The 14,599-nt window shown below is 74.4% G+C and carries 13 protein-coding genes; 9 read left to right on the top strand and 4 right to left on the bottom strand.

The features are described from left to right. The first annotated feature begins 35 nt into the window (after positions 1–35). A complete protein-coding gene (locus AB0G14_RS33085; RefSeq protein WP_357704316.1) occupies positions 36–1,415 on the top strand; it encodes a bifunctional 3'-5' exonuclease/DNA polymerase in 1,380 nt (459 codons plus the stop codon). A gap of 10 nt (positions 1,416–1,425) precedes the next feature. On the opposite strand, the gene AB0G14_RS33090 is transcribed toward AB0G14_RS33085, so the two are convergent. Then, positions 1,426–1,827 carry a helix-turn-helix domain-containing protein gene (locus tag AB0G14_RS33090; protein ID WP_357704295.1) on the bottom strand — a complete coding sequence of 134 codons (402 nt, stop codon included), beginning with the start codon at positions 1,825–1,827 and terminating at the stop codon, positions 1,426–1,428. Between the two features lie 321 nt (positions 1,828–2,148). Between AB0G14_RS33090 and AB0G14_RS33095 the strand changes: the two genes are divergently transcribed. The 4 genes from AB0G14_RS33095 (at position 2,149) to AB0G14_RS33110 (ending at position 5,804) form a co-directional block, all read left to right on the top strand. After that, on the top strand, positions 2,149–2,742 hold the full coding sequence (locus AB0G14_RS33095; RefSeq protein ID WP_357704318.1) for a nucleotidyltransferase family protein: 594 nt from the start codon (positions 2,149–2,151) through the stop codon (positions 2,740–2,742). Between the two features lie 56 nt (positions 2,743–2,798). Continuing rightward, positions 2,799–3,974, top strand: a complete 1,176-nt coding sequence (locus AB0G14_RS33100) for a zinc-dependent alcohol dehydrogenase (RefSeq protein ID WP_357704298.1) — start codon at positions 2,799–2,801, stop codon at positions 3,972–3,974. Between the two features lie 202 nt (positions 3,975–4,176). Next, positions 4,177–4,731, top strand: coding sequence for a hypothetical protein (locus AB0G14_RS33105; protein ID WP_357704300.1), 555 nt, complete (start codon positions 4,177–4,179; stop codon positions 4,729–4,731). Positions 4,732–4,733: 2 nt separating this feature from the next. Next, a complete protein-coding gene (locus AB0G14_RS33110; RefSeq protein WP_357704302.1) occupies positions 4,734–5,804 on the top strand; it encodes a phosphotransferase in 1,071 nt (356 codons plus the stop codon). A 14-nt stretch (positions 5,805–5,818) separates the two neighbouring features. Here the strand turns inward: AB0G14_RS33110 and AB0G14_RS33115 are convergent, their stop codons facing one another. From AB0G14_RS33115 to AB0G14_RS33125, 3 genes are all read right to left on the bottom strand, one after another. Continuing rightward, on the bottom strand, positions 5,819–6,628 hold the full coding sequence (locus tag AB0G14_RS33115) for a metal-dependent hydrolase (protein WP_357704304.1): 810 nt from the start codon (positions 6,626–6,628) through the stop codon (positions 5,819–5,821). 240 nt (positions 6,629–6,868) lie between these two features. Continuing rightward, positions 6,869–8,200 (bottom strand): glycosyltransferase family 4 protein, encoded by a 1,332-nt coding sequence (locus AB0G14_RS33120; RefSeq protein ID WP_357704306.1) that lies wholly within the window; start codon positions 8,198–8,200, stop codon positions 6,869–6,871. A 138-nt stretch (positions 8,201–8,338) separates the two neighbouring features. After that, entirely contained in the window at positions 8,339–10,282 is a 1,944-nt protein-coding gene (locus tag AB0G14_RS33125; protein WP_357704308.1) for an amylo-alpha-1,6-glucosidase, read from the bottom strand. A 42-nt stretch (positions 10,283–10,324) separates the two neighbouring features. Between AB0G14_RS33125 and AB0G14_RS33130 the strand changes: the two genes are divergently transcribed. From AB0G14_RS33130 to AB0G14_RS33145, 4 genes are all read left to right on the top strand, one after another. After that, complete coding sequence (locus tag AB0G14_RS33130; RefSeq protein ID WP_357704310.1) at positions 10,325–13,030, top strand: glucosidase; 2,706 nt, start codon at positions 10,325–10,327, stop codon at positions 13,028–13,030. Positions 13,031–13,488: 458 nt separating this feature from the next. Further along, complete coding sequence (locus AB0G14_RS33135) at positions 13,489–13,788, top strand: TetR-like C-terminal domain-containing protein (protein WP_357704312.1); 300 nt, start codon at positions 13,489–13,491, stop codon at positions 13,786–13,788. 125 nt (positions 13,789–13,913) lie between these two features. Then, a complete protein-coding gene (locus AB0G14_RS33140) occupies positions 13,914–14,498 on the top strand; it encodes an IS607 family transposase (protein WP_357704314.1) in 585 nt (194 codons plus the stop codon). Further along, a partial coding sequence (locus AB0G14_RS33145; protein ID WP_357704320.1) for a helix-turn-helix domain-containing protein occupies positions 14,495–14,599 on the top strand: 105 nt, incomplete at its 3' end. The genes AB0G14_RS33140 and AB0G14_RS33145, both read left to right, overlap by 4 nt.

Raw genomic sequence — 14,599 nt, forward strand, 5'->3', positions numbered from 1 at the left:
CCCAGCATAGGCGCTGGTCACCGGGTGGCCCGACCCTGCCGGCCCGGCGGACGGCGCCCGCGGCGGGCACGGCATCGACGGACGTGGAGCAGATTGGCCACGGCCAGGGCGCGCTCTTCGACGCCCTGCCCGGCCCGCCGGGCCCGGGCATCGAGGCGTTGACCCGGGTGTACGCCGACCAGCTCGCCCGGATCGCCGCGACCGAGCACCCCGGCCGGTTCCGGCTGCTGGTCGCCGCCGAGTCGGCCGGCGCGCTGATCGCCGTGGAGATGGGTGCGGCCGGGCTGCCCTGGCGGGCCGAGGTGCACGACGAGATCCTCGCCGAGCTGCTCGGCGAGCCGTCCCCGGTCGGCGGCCCGCCCCGCCGGCTGGCCGAGCTGGCCGCCCGGATCGCCGACGCGTTCGGCGTACGCCAACTGCACGCCGACTCCCCGGCGGAGCTGTTGCGGGCGTTCGCCCGGGCCGGCGTGGAACTGCCCAACACCCGCGCCTGGGTGCTGCGCGGGGTGGACCACCCGGCGGTGCCGCTGGTCCTGGAATACAAGGAGCTCTACCGGATCTGGACGGCGCACGGCTGGGCCTGGCGCGACGCGTGGGTGCGCGACGGGCGGTTCCAGCCGGAGTACGTCCCGGGCGGGGTGGTCTCCGGCCGGTGGGCCACCCGGGGCGGGGGCGCGTTGCAGATCCCCAAGGTGATCCGGCGGGCGGTGGTCGCCGACCCGGGCTGGCGGTTCGTGGTCGCCGACGCGGGCCAGTTGGAGCCGAGGGTGCTCGCCGCGGTCTCGGGCGACGCCCGGCTCGCCGCGGCCGGCGGCGCCGGCGACCTCTACGCCGCCCTCGCCCAGGACGCCTTCGCCGGTGACCGGGCCCGCGCCAAGGTGGCCCTGCTCGGGGCCATGTACGGGCAGACCGGCGGGTCGGCGGTGCCGGCGCTGGCGGTGCTGCGGCGCAGCTACCCGACCGCCTTCGGCTACGTCGAGGCGGCCGCCCGCACCGGCGAGGCCGGCGGGCTCGTGCGTTCCTGGCTGGGGCGCACCTGCCCGCCGGGCACGGCCGGGTTCGGCGACGGCGAGGAGGCCGACCCCGACGGCGGCGGCGACCCGCAGTCGCCGCGCGCCCGGGCGGCCCGGTCCCGGGGGCGGTTCACCCGCAACTTCGTCATCCAGGCCACCGCCGCCGAGTGGGCCTCGACCCTGCTGGCGACGCTGCGCGGCGAGCTGGCCGGCACCCGCGCCGAGCTGGTCTTCTTCCAGCACGACGAGGTGATCGTGCACTGTCCGGCGGAGCAGGCCGACGCGGTCGCCGAGGCGGTCACCCGCGCCGGCGAGCGGGCCGCCGCCCTGCTCTTCGGCGACACCCCGGTCCGCTTCCCGCTGGATCTGTCCGTCGTCGACTGCTACGCGGACGCCACGTGACGGGCCCCGGTCAGGAGACGGCTGATCCGGGGTTGGCGGCGTCCCACGCCCGACGGGACTCGGCGATCGCGTCCTTGTGCGCCAGCGACCAGTCGGCCAGCTGCCGGACGAGGTGGGTCAGGCTCCGGCCGCGCGCGGTCAGCTCGTAGGTCACGGTCACCGGGACGGTCGGGTACGCGGTGCGCAGCACCAGGCCGTCGCGTTCCAGGCGGCGCAGGGTCAGGGTGAGCATCCGTTGGGAGATGCCGTGGATGCCCCGCTGCAACTCCCGGAACCGCCGGACGCCGGAGGAGAGTTCGACGACCGCGAGCACCGACCACTTGTCGCCGATGCGGTCGAGCACGTCGCGGATTCCGCAGTCCGGGTGCTCGGGCAGCCCGCACGGTGCCAGCGCGGCGGGGAGGATTGTCAAGTCGATCTACTCCGCCACGGCGGGCGGGTTCCTCGCCGAGACCCACGGCGACCTTGCCCTCTGCTCCCGCGTCCACCCCGTGACCCGATGCCGGTCGCGGTCGCCGCCGCGAGGGCGTCGTCCTGACCGGCCGCACAGTCCGGCGCGGGCGGTCCGGCGGGGTTGCCGATCGGTAACAGTTGCACTATTTTCCCCTTTCGCCCCGCTACCCGGCTCGCCTTGTCCTCGTTGCTCCCGATGTCCGTACGACGGAGCGGGCCGTGCCCTCGCGGCACGGTCCGCTCCATGGTGGAGGGGGCCCAGCTGAACCGGATCGCAGGAATGATCATCGCCGCGGGTGGGGGACGCCGCATCGGTGGCCCGGAGGCCCTGCTGCATCAGGGGGAGAAGCCGCTGGTGGACCAGATGATCGACACGATGACCGAGGCGGGCTGCGAGCAGATCGTGGTCGTGCTGGGCGCGGCGGCCGACCAGGTCCGCGAGACGGCCGACCTGAGCCGGGCCACGGTGGTGATCAACCGGGCGTGGGGCACCGGCGTCGGCTCGTCCATCCGAGCCGGCCTGGCCGCGCTCGACGACGAGGGGATCGAGGCGGTCGTGGTCGTGCCGGTCGACATGCCCGGCCTCACCGCCACCGCCGTCCGCCGGGTGACCGCGCTGCCGTACCCCGACGTGCTGGTCTGCGCCACGTACGCCGGGCTGCGCGGCTACCCGATGCTGTTCGGGCGCCGGCACTGGTCCGGCATCGCCACCCTGGCCAGCGCGGACGTCGGCGCCCGGCCCTACCTGCTGGCCCACAAGGACCAGATCGTCGACATCTCCTGCGACTCGGTCGCCGACGGCAGCCGGGTCGACAGCCCGGAGTTGATGGCGCTCTACGGGCTGACGGTCCCGCCCCAGCGGGTCGGCGTCTAGATGCCCCGCCCACCGGCGTCGGTGGCTGCGCCCGGCCAGCGCCGGGAGGGGCGACCGTGAAGGCGTTGGTGTGGCAGGGCGCCGACGAGCCTGCCGTGACGCGGGTACCGGATCCGCAACTGCGCAACGAACAGGACATGATCGTCCAGGTACGGAAGACGGCCACCTGCGGATCGGACCTGCACCTGCTGGACGGCTACCTCCCGTTCATGGAGCGGGGTGACGTGCTGGGCCACGAGTTCCTCGGCGAGGTGGTCGAGGTCGGCCCGCAGGTGCGCGAGCACAGGGTGGGCGACCGCGTGGTGGTCTGCTCCTTCGTCGCCTGCGGGCGCTGCTGGTACTGCCGGCAACAGCAGTTCTCGCTGTGCGACAACGGCAACACCACCCCGGCCGTCACCGAGAACGCGTGGGGCTTCGCACCGGGCGGGTGCTACGGCTACTCGCACGCCCTGGGCGGTTTCGCGGGCAGCCACGCCGATTACGTCCGCGTCCCCTACGCCGACCACGGGGCCTTCACGGTCCCGGACGGCGTCAGCGACGAGCGGGCCGTGTTCGCCTCTGACGCCGCCCCGACGGGTTGGATGGGCGCCGATCTCGGTGGCGTCAAGGCCGGCGACGTGGTCGCCGTCTGGGGCGCCGGCGCGGTCGGACAACTGGCGGCACGCGCAGCCGTCCTGCTCGGCGCGGAGCGCGTCGTCGTGATCGACCGGCTGGAGTACCGGTTACGGATGGCGCGGGACCACCTGGGGGTGGAGACGCTCAACTACCAGACCCAGGACGTCGGCGGTGAACTGCGGGAACGCAGCGGCGGACGCGGACCCGACGTGTGCATCGAGGCCGTCGGCATGCAGGCCCGCAGCAGCGGCCCGCAGTTCCTGTTCGACCAGGTCAAGCAGCAGCTGCGCCTCGAATCGGAGCGTCCCGTCGCCGCCCGCGAGGCGATCCACCACTGCCGCAAGGGCGGAAGCGTGTTCCTTCTCGGCGGCTACGCCGGCCCGGTCGACAAGTTCCCGCTCGGGGCCGTGACGAACAAGGGCCTCACCCTGCGCGGCGCCCAGCAGCACGGACAGCGCTACATTCCGATGCTGCTGGAGCGCATGGCCCGCGACGAACTCGTCACCGAACACCTCGCGACCCACACCATGCCGCTCGGCGAAGCCCCGCAGGGCTACCACCTGTTCAAGAACAGGCTCGACGGCTGCGTACGGGCCGTCTTCGAACCGGCAGGATGACGCGACCCCCCGAAGCGGGCCGGCGCACCGCCAGCCACCCGTACGCCAGGCGGACGTCGCTCCTGCCCGTCGGCGACGTACCCCGAAAGGGGCCGCGACGCGGGGACGCACGACGCGCGGTCCTTCCGATAGCGTCGGCGGGCACGGCGCGGCGCGCCCGCCGACGCGGGCCGGGGGAGCCCGCCGGCAACGGGGAGGTTCCATGATCGGCACGGTGGCCCGGCACGTCGCCGGGGCGGTGGCCGCCTGGCTGGTGTTCGTCGTCGAGGCGGTGGTCTGCTACCTGGCGCTGTTCGCGTACGCGCTGGTCACGGGCGCCCCCTTGGGCAGTCCGCTGGCCGGGCCGTTCTGGGTGCTGGTCGCCGCCCTGCTGGGCACCGCGCTCGTGCCGCTGACGGTGGCGCCGGCCGTCGTGATCGGCGACGCCGCCGCGAGCCGCCACGGGCCGGTGGCCCGCACGCTGGCGTCCTGCGCCGTCGCCGTGGTGATCGTCGGGCTGTACGTCGGCGGCGTCGCGGCGGTCACCGAGGCGGCCGTCGCCGACGCGGTACTGGCCTGGCCGCTCACGGCGGCGGCGCTGCTCTGCCCCGTCGTGGCCTACGCTGCCGTCGTGCACGGCTCGCCGGCGGCGACCCGGCTGCTCGCCCGCTGGCGCCGCACCGATCCCTCCGGCACCGTGCCCGCCCAGCCGTCGCCCGGCGGCTCCGACGGCCCGGTGCCGGCGGCCCGCCGAGCCGACCACGCCGACCGGCCCTGACGGTGACCGGCCTACCGGACCGCCCGCCGGCCGACCTGGTCCCCGCCGGCGTGCCGGCCGAACAGCTCACCCACAACACGCTCAACGGGGTGACCGGCGGCATCTGGCGCACCCGCCGGGACGGACAAGCGGCCGTGCTGAAGCTGGTCACCCCGCCCGGCCGCCCCGGCCCGGCGCACTGGGCCGGCAGCGACGAGCCGGGGCACTGGAACTACTGGCGACGCGAGGTCGAGGCGTACCGCAGCGGCCTGGCCACCGCCGCGTACGCCGACGCGGGGCTGGCCGCGCCGACGCCGCTGGCGGTCGACGACCGGCCGGACGGCTCGGTGGCGCTGTGGCTGGCCGAGGCGACCGGCCGGCCGGGCATCGCCTGCACGCCCGCCGACCTTGGCGAGGTTGCCGCCCGGCTCGGCGCCGGACACGCCCGCTGGCTGGGCGATCCCGCAGCGCGGGAGCTGCTGCCGGGCGGCCGGGCGCCGGGCTGGCTGGCGCGTGACTGGCTGCGCGACTACACGCTCACCCGGCCGGTGGCCGCCCCGGTGCCGTGGGAGCACCCGGTTGCCGTCGCCGCCTGGCCGCGCCCCCTGCGCGACGCCCTACGGGCGCTGTGGGAGCGGCGGCACGAGGTGCTGGCGGCCACCGACGCGTTGCCCCGCACGCTCTGCCACCACGACTGCTGGCCGATGAACCTGGTGTTCGGCGACGGCGGTCCGGTGCTGCTGGACTGGTCGGGCGTCGGTCCGGGGCCGCTCGGCGAGGACGCGGCGAACCTGGCACTCGACACCTTCCTCGACGGGCTGGTCGACGTCGCCCTGCTCGCCGAGGTGGCCGCCACGGTGGTCGACCGCTACGTCGAGGGGCTGCGCGGCGCCGTCGCGCCGGCCGTGGTCGTCCGGGCCGTCCGGCTCACCGGGGCGGCCAAGTACTTCTGGCTGGCGCCGATGATGCTCGGCCGGCTCGGCCGGACCGCGATCAGAGGGACGTACGACGCGCGTGGCGAGGCGGAGATGATGGCCGGCCGCCGGCCGGTGCTGGAGTTGCTGGTGTGCTGTGCCGCCGAGGCGCTGTCCTGACAGGTCGGGGTCGGTCAGCCCTCGATGTTGAAGCGCTGCAACACCGACGGGGCGACCAGCCCGAGCGCGGCGAGCACCGAGATCGCCGTCAGTACGGCCCGGACGACGACCACCTCGGTCTTGCTGCCGGCCCGCAGGGCGATCTTGTTCGGCAGGCCGATCGGCGTCCACATCCGACGCTTGATCGGGATCGGCCACAGGATCGGCACGCCCGCCCGGGTGATCATGTCGCCGAGGATGTGCACGAAGCAGCCCACCCCGACGGCGGTGCCGATCAGCGGGTAACCCCGGCCGCCGGGCAGGTTGGCGAAGGTGAACCAGGCCGCCCCGGCCGACGCGAGGGTCACGATGACCCAGCCGGCCCGCTCCGCCCACTTGTCGAACAGCCCGCGCAGGGCCAGCCCGAACATGAAGAACAGGATGCCGATCACCGCCCACTTGCCGTACGCGGCGCAGAGCGTGGTGGTGCCCCAGCCGACCAGCAGGGTGAACGGGATGGTGTGGGTCAGCGTCCGGTGGCCGTTGTTGCGGCGCGGGTCCTTGCTGAGCTTGGTCGCGTAGTAGACGCCGAGCGAGATCTTCTCCATCACCTCGGCGATGAAGAGCGAGAACACGCCGAAGGTGCGGGCGACGGTGGCCCCGCCCTGGTTGCGGGTCACCTTGCCGGACAGGTCGAGGTCGGGGAAGAGCGCCCCGCCGGCGCAGACCGCGGTGCCGACGGCGAGCTCCAGCGGGGTCTGGTGGTAGTTGGCGAAGTGGTCCAGCGCCCATGACCCGGTCAGCCACACCGCCGCGCCGGACAGCGCGTGGGACGGTCCCATCATCTCGGCTCGCCCTCCCCAGGGATCTTGAGCGCCAAAACTACGCCACTGTAGTTCGCCGCCGCAGCGCAGGGCATCACCCGGACGGTCCACAGAGGGTGGTGCCGGGGAGGGGGTGCCGGTCGATGCCGGGCCACCAGGAAGTATCGCGTGCCGACGGGCGGGCGGGGCCGTTGTGTCGGGCACCGGACGGCGTGCCGCGCGGGGTGGTGCCGCACGCCGTCTGGCAGGCCGCCGGCCGGTTCAGCAGGCGGCACCGTCGAGCGCGAGCAGGTTCCCCTCCGGGATGGTGATCTTCTGCCGGGGCTCGCCGAGCCGGGCGGCGACCCGCCGGGCCGGCGCCGGGCCGTGCTCGCGGCGGGCGGTCGCGTACGTGCCGGCGGTATGGGCCGCGATGGTGGCCCAGCCGTACCGCCGGCCGACCATGGTGCGGGCCCGCCGGGCCACCCGCCGGGCGAAGACCTCGTCGCCGATGAGTCGGTCGACCGCGCCGGCGAGGGCGTCCGGGTCGCTGTGCGGGAAGGTCACGCCGGTCACTCCCGGCTCGACGATCTCCGCGAGGCCGCCGGTGCGGGCCACCGCGAGGGGCGCGCCGGCCGCCGCCGCCTCCAGGGCCACCATCCCGAAGGGCTCGTAGAGGCTGGGCACCACGGTCGCGTCGGTGGCGCCGAGCAGCGCCGGGAGCTGGGTCGAGTCCAGGAAGCCGGCGAAGCGTACGGTCTGCCCGAGCGCGAGCCGGCGGGCCTCCTCCTCCAACTCGGCGCGGTAGGGGCCGTCGCCCGCGATCACCACCCGTAGCCCGGGGTGCCGGTCGCGCAGGTGCGGCACGGCGTGCACCAGGTGCTGCACGCCCTTCTCGTAGACCAGCCGGCCGGCGTACCCGACGAGGGGGCCGTCCCCGGCGAACCGGGCGCGGGCCGAGGCGACCGCCCCGGGTCGTGCCCGCCAGGCCCGGTCGTCGACCCCGTTGGGCACCACGTCGATCCGGTCGGCCGGCAGGTCGAAGAGCGTGGTGACCTGCTCGCGCATGTAGCCCGAGCAGGCGATCACCCGGGCGGAGGCGTTGCTCAGCCAGTGCTCGACGCCGTGGATGGTGCGGTTCATCTCCTCCGGCAGCCAGCCCTGGTGCCGGCCGGCCTCGGTGGCGTGGATGGTGCTGACCAGCGGCAGGCCCAGGTGCTCGGCGAGCGTGACGGCGGTGTGCGCGACGAGCCAGTCGTGGGCGTGGACCACGTCGTACGAGCCGGCCTCGGTGGCCCGCAGGGCGGCCCGGGTGAGGGTGTGGTTGAACGCCATCGTCCAGGCGAGCAGGGAGGAGGTGGCCAGCGGGAAGGTCACCGGGTCCTCGGCGGCGCGCAGGATGCGGACGCCGTCGGCGTACTCCTCGAGGGGCGCGCCGTCGGCGTGCCGGGTGACGACGGTGACCTCGTGCCCGGCGGCGGCCAGGGCCACCGACAGGGCGTGCACGTGCCGGCCGAGCCCGCCCACGAGCACGGGTGGGTACTCCCAGGAGAGCATCAGCACCCGCTGTTGCCGGGCGGGGTGGATGTCGATCACGTCGGCGTCAGGTGACATGCGGCCTCCTTCGAGTTGCCTCCGAGCGCGCGCCGGCGCCGCGGAGGGTGCCCGTCGGGTGTCGCGACCGGATCGGCATCCATCCTCCTGGCGGCTGGCTAACCAGCGGAGACGCCGCCGTTGCGGTCGTGTAAAGCGCTACCGGCGGGTGCGGCGCACGCGCAGCACCTCGGCGACCGACCACGCCTGGAACGGGCAGCCGGTCGCGCCGTGCGGCGGGAGGCCGTCGGCCGTCTCGCTCACCGATCCCAGGCCGTGTTCGGTCAGATGAGCTCCGATGCCTACGAAAAGGTCGTCGACCGGCATCTTGGCCCGCCGGGCGGCGTCGGCGTACGGGCCGAGCAGCCAGGGCCACACGGTGCCCTGGTGGTAGGCGCCGTCCCGCTCGGCCGGCCCGCCCCGGTGCCGCCCGACGAACTCGGGCGAGTCGGGGGAGAGGCTGCGCGGGCCCAGCGGGGTGAGCAGCCCGGCGGCGACCCGGCGCAGCGTGGGCTCGTCGGGCACCAGCGGGGCGTACGGTAGCGACCAGGCCAGCAGCTGGTTGGGGCGGAGCAGGTCGTCGTCGTGGTGCGCGGCCCCGCCCAGCGGGTACGCCGGCGCGGGCGCGTCCACCACGTCGTGCAGCCAGCCCGTCGGGGCGGGGAAGCGGTCCCGGAACGCGGCGACGGCCCGCTCGTGCAGCCGCCGCAGGTCGGTCGCGTTCCGCCCGGCCAGCTCGGTCAGCTCGGCGAGGCCGGCCAGCCCGTTGACCCACAGCGCGTTGACCTCCACCGGCTTGCCGGTGCGCGGCGTGACCGGCACCCCGTACACCCGGGCGTCCATCCAGGTCAGCGCCGTGCCCGGGGTGCCGCCCTGGGTGATCAGCCCGTCTGCCGGGTCGACGGCGATGCCGAACCGGGTGCCGGTCAGGTGCGCGTCGACCACCCCGCGCAGCGCGGGCAGCAGCTCGTCGCCGAGGTCGGTGTCGCCGGTGACGGTGACGTGCCGGCTCACCGCGTGCAGGAACCACAGCGTCGCGTCGACGGTGTTGTACTCCACCCGGCCGGTGTCGGCGGTGTTGGCGAGCATCCCCTCCGACAGCGTCGCCGCGTACGCCCGCAGCAGCTCGCGGCCCTCGTCGGCCCGGTTGGTGCAGAGGAACAGTCCCTCGTAGGAGATCATCGTGTCCCGCGACCAGGCGCCGAACCACGGGTAGCCGGCCACCACGTCCGGGCCGGCGCCGGTGCGGATCACGAAGGCGTCCGCGGCCAGCGCGAGCGTCGCCTCGACCGGGTCCGCCGGCTTCGCCGCCGCCACGACCCGCCGGTTGCGGGCACGGGCCGCCGCCACCACCTCGGTCGCCGGCGGGGGCTCCTGCGCCGGGTCGCCGGCCCAGGCGAGCACCGACACCGTGTCGCCCGGCCCGCCCAGCTCCCCGGAGAAGCGACCGGCGTACCAGAGGTCCTCGTCGGGGTGCAGGCCGCGCGCCGCCTCCTCGCGGTGGTGCGCGCCGTGCCACCACTGGCCCTCCGGCGTCCAGTCCGGCCCGGCGAGCCGGAACCCGCCCTCCACCACCGCCCCGCCGGGCACCGGCTCCACCCGCGGGGCCGGGCCGTCGGCGCGGCGCTCGCCGTGCGCGTCCCGCCAGGTGCAGACCGCCGCCAGTTCGAGCCGCACCGGCCCGCCGGAGACCAGCCGGTGCACCACCGCCACGCACGGGCGGCCGTGCGTCATCGCCAGCTCGCGCTCGATCACCACGTCGCCGACCCGCCAGCGCCACCGGGGCAGGCCGTCGGTCAGGTCGAACCGCTCCAGCAGCTCGAAGCCACGCGGGTCGACGTCGCCGGAGGCCCACTCGTGCGCGCCCAGGCGCACCCGCGCGCCGGAGGGGAGGACCACCGCCGGGTCCAGGCTGACCAGTCCCACCCGTCGGGACGCCGCCGTCTCACCGGCCGCCACCAGCAGGCCGTGGTACCGGCGGGTGCGCAGCCCGCTCACTGTGCCCATGGCGTACCCGCCGAGGCCGTCGGTGACCAGCCACTCCCGGGTCGCCCCGCCGGTCAGGTCGCCGCACACCTGCGGACCGAAACGAATGTCGATCAACTTTCCTCCACCGGCCGCGGCGTGCGACGGACCACGACGAGAATGGCCCGTGTGGTGAAGTCCCCCGGCGGCGTCGAAGATGTGCGAGTGATCACCGACGTGCCGCCCCCCGACGACCGCGCGCCCGACCCCGAACGACTCCGGCTGGCTCAGGCCGACGCCGGGGAGCAGGACTGGCGCGCATGGGGTCCCTATCTGTCCGAACGGGCGTGGGGGACGGTACGGGAGGACTACAGCGAGCACGGTACGGCCTGGGACTACTTCCCGCACGACCACGCGCGGTCCCGAGCCTACCGGTGGAGCGAGGACGGGATGGCCGGCGTCTGCGACGACCGGCAGACGTTCTGCTTCGCCCTCGCCCTGTGGAACGGCAAGGACCCGATCCTCAAGGAGCGGATGTTCGGCCTCGGCGGCGACGGCGGCAACCACGGGGAGGACGCCAAGGAGTACTGGTGGTACGAGGACTCCACGCCCACCCACTCGTGGATGCGCTGGCGGTACCACTACCCGCAGGCCGCCTTCCCGTACGACGAGCTGGTCGCGGTCAACGCGCTGCGCGGCCGGGACGACACCGAGTACGAGCTGGTCGACACCGGCATCTTCGACGACGACCGGTACTGGGCGGTGACCGTCGACTACGCCAAGGCGACCCCGACGGACATGTGCGTCGTCGTCACGGTCGCCAACCGGGGCGACCGGGCGGCCACCCTGCACGTGCTGCCCACCCTCTGGTTCCGCAACACCTGGGCGTGGGGGCTGCCCGGCTGCGACCGGGTGCCTCGGCTGGTCGGGGAGGGGTCGCGGCTGGTGGGGGAGCACCGGGTGCTCGGCCAGCTGCTGCTGGAGGGAGACGGCGAGCCCACGCCGCTGCTCTGCGACAACGACAGCAACGCCGAGCGGCTCTGGGGGCTGCGCAGCCGGTCCCGCTACCCGAAGGACGGCATCAACGACCACGTCGTCGACGGGGCCGCGACGGTCAACCCGGCCCGGGAGGGCACCAAGGGCGCGTTGCACTACGTGCTGGACGTGCCGGCCGGCGCGCAGCGGCGGATCCGGCTGCGGCTGACCCGTACCGCCCCGCCGCCGGGCGGTACCCCGCCCCCGCCGGCGGACCTCGGCGACGGCTTCGACGCGGTGGTCTGGGCCCGGCGGGCGGAGGCGAACCGGTTCTTCGCCGGCGTGATCCCGGCCGCGGCGACCCCGGACGAGGCCCTGGTCGCCCGGCAGGCGATCGCCGGGCTGATGTGGGGCAAGCAGTTCTACCACTTCGACGTCAAGCGCTGGCTGGAGGGCGATCCGGGGTCCGCGCCGCCGCCCGGACGCCGGCACGGGCGCAACAGCGCCTGGTGGCACATGAGCAGCTTCGACGTGATCTCCATGCCGGACCCGTGGGAGTACCCCTGGTACGCGGCCTGGGACCTGGCCTTCCACTGCGTCAGCATCGCCCGGGTCGACCCCGGCTTCGCCAAGGAGCAGTTGCTGCTCCTGCTCCGCGAGTGGTACCTGCACCCCAACGGGCAGATCCCGGCGTACGAGTGGGCGTTCGGCGACGTGAATCCGCCGGTGCACGCCTGGGCGGCGCTCAAGGTGTTCGAGATCGACGGCAGCCGGGACCACGACTTCCTGGCCCGGGCGATGCACAAGCTGCTGCTCAACTTCACCTGGTGGGTCAACCGCAAGGACACCGGCGGCAACAACGTCTTCGAGGGCGGCTTCCTCGGGCTGGACAACGTCGGCCCGTTCGACCGTTCGGCGGCGCTGCCCGTGGCGGGGGTGCTGGAGCAGTCCGACGGCACCGGCTGGATGGCCATGTACGCCCTCAACCTGCTCGACATCGCGATCGTGTTGGCCGAGCACGACCGCACCTGGGTCGACACCGCCACCAAGTTCTTCGAGCACTTCGCCTACATCGCGGCCGCCGCGTACGAGCAGGGCCTGTGGGACGACGAGGACGCGTTCTTCTACGACGTGCTGCGGCTCGCCGACGGCACGAAGGTGCCGCTGAAGGTCCGCTCGGTGGTGGGGCTGCTGCCGCTGGCCGCCACCACCCGGCTCACCGCGCGTACCCTGCACCGGCTGCCCGAGCTGGGCGCCCGGCTGCGTTGGTTCCTCACCAACCGCCCCGAGTACGCCGACGTGATCGGCGCGCGGCGGCTCGGGCCGGACGGCCGCCAGCACCGGCTGCTGTCCATGGTCGGCCCGGAGCAGATGGTCCCGCTGCTGGCCCGGATGCTCGACCCCGACGAGTTTCTCTCCGAGTACGGCCTGCGGACGCTGTCCCGGGCCCACCTGGACAAGCCGTTCTCGGTGACCCTCGGCGGGCAGGAGTTCAGCGTCGGCTACGAGCCGGCCGAGTCGACCAGCGGCCTGTTCGGCGGCAACTCCAACTGGCGCGGCCCGATCTGGATGCCGACGAACTTCCTGCTGATCAGCGCGCTGCGCGACTACGCCGCGTTCTTCGGCGACGACCTCCAGGTGGAGTACCCGACGCGCTCGGGGGTGAAGCGGACGCTCGACGAGATCGCCGACGACCTCTCCGCACGGCTGATCTCGCTGTTCACCCGCGACGGCTGGGGCCGGCGGCCGATCTACGGCGCCGCCCAGCTCTTCCAGACCCACCCGGACTGGCGGGACCTGATCTGCTTCCCCGAGTACTTCCACGGCGACAACGGGGCGGGCCTGGGCGCCTGGCACCAGACCGGCTGGACGGCGCTGGTCGCCGACCTGATCCTCACCCTGCGCCGCTGACCGGGCGGCGCCCCGCCGGGTGCCTGTCACCGGGGTGGCCGGGCTCGCGGCACCGGTGGCCGGGGGCGGACCGCGTCGCCGGGTGTCCGCCCCGCGCAGGGGATCGGGTCGGGGGCGCGGGCTGACCGGGAGTCGCCAATCCGTCGCGAGCCCGTCACGGCAGGTGACGGTCAGTAGCGTCGTTGGGGTGTCGCCAGCAGACGGAGCAGACGCCACCGAGCCGACCCGCGTCGTCGCGGCGGCCCGGCAGTTGGCCGAGGCCGAGGGGTGGGCGGCGGTGACCCACCGCCGGCTGGCCGAACGCACCGGGACCGACATCGAGGTTCTCTACCGAAGCTTTCCCGACCCGGCCGCGCTCATGTCTGCCGTGGCGGTGCGCGGCTTCGCCCACCTGGCCGCCGCGCTCGCCGCCGCCCGGGCCACCGGCGGGAGCGGCGGCGGCGCCTGGCCGGGGGGCGGTGACGGCCTACCTCGACTTCGCGTACGCCAACCCCGAGGTGTGCGACGCGATGCTCGCCCACACCCCGGACCTCACCCTCGGCCGCGACCCGGCGCCCGGCACGCCGCGGGCCGCCTTCGCCGAGCTGCGCGCCGCCGCGGCGCCGCTGGCGGCCGGCCGAGACCCGGACACGCTCGCCGAGCTCGGCTGGGCCCTACTGCACGGCATGGTCATGCTGACCCGCGGCGGGCGGCTGCGCCCGGAGACACAGGAACAGCGGGAGGAGATGGCCGTGGCCAGGCTGCTCGCCGGCCCGTGACCCTCCGCCGCGACCCGCATGACAGGCGCCGGGCCGGCGGAACCCGGATGACCGCGTCGGTGGAGGTTAACAACTGCTGGCGATTGAGTGGTCTCTAGCGCCGTTATGGGTGCTATGGTGATCGGGTGAATTTGAAGGAGTGGGCGGCGTCTCAGGGCATCGCGTACGTGACCGCGCGGCGGCAGTACGCGGCTGGGACGCTGCCTGTTCCTACTTACCGGCTGGGTCGACTCATCATGGTGGGCGAGCCGTTACCTGCTGCCTCGGCTGGCGTCGAGCGGGTGGTGGTGTACGCCCGGGTCTCGTCCGCCGACCAGCGTGCTGACCTTGACCGGCAGGTCGCTCGGGTTGTCACGTGGGCGACCGGGCAGAGCCTGCTGGTGTCGCAGGTGGTGACTGAGGTCGGATCCGCACTGGACGGGCACCGCAAGAAGTTCCTCGCGCTGCTGCGCGACCCGGCGGTCACGGCCATTGTTGTGGAGCACCGTGACAGGTTCGTCCGTTTCGGTGCCGAGTACGTCGAGGCGGCGCTGGCCGCGCAGGGTCGCAGGCTGTTGGTGGTCGACCCGGCGGAGGTCGACGACGACCTGGTCCGGGACGTCACGGAGATCTTGACCTTGTTGTGCGTGCGTCTCTACGGCCGTGGGGCTGCTGCGGATCGGGCGCGTCGGGCGGTCGAGGCCGCCACCACACAGGACCCGTCGTCGTGAAGGCGATACAGGCGTACCGGTTTGCTCTGGATCTGACGCCGTGTCAGCAGCGGGCGGTGCTGGCGCATGCGGGCGCGGCCAGGGTGGCGTACAACTGGGGC

Source organism: Micromonospora sp. NPDC023814 (genome assembly GCF_040639595.1).
Classification (GTDB): Bacteria; Actinomycetota; Actinomycetes; order Mycobacteriales; family Micromonosporaceae; genus Micromonospora.

Coding starts and splice junctions, on each gene's coding strand:
- AB0G14_RS33095 (WP_357704318.1), top strand. CDS start 2,149: ATGATCATCGCCGCGGGTGGGGGACGCCGCATCGGTGGCCCGGAGGCC.
- AB0G14_RS33105 (WP_357704300.1), top strand. CDS start 4,177: ATGATCGGCACGGTGGCCCGGCACGTCGCCGGGGCGGTGGCCGCCTGG.
- AB0G14_RS33115 (WP_357704304.1), bottom strand. CDS start 6,628: ATGATGGGACCGTCCCACGCGCTGTCCGGCGCGGCGGTGTGGCTGACC.
- AB0G14_RS33120 (WP_357704306.1), bottom strand. CDS start 8,200: ATGTCACCTGACGCCGACGTGATCGACATCCACCCCGCCCGGCAACAG.
- AB0G14_RS33130 (WP_357704310.1), top strand. CDS start 10,325: ATGGCCCGTGTGGTGAAGTCCCCCGGCGGCGTCGAAGATGTGCGAGTG.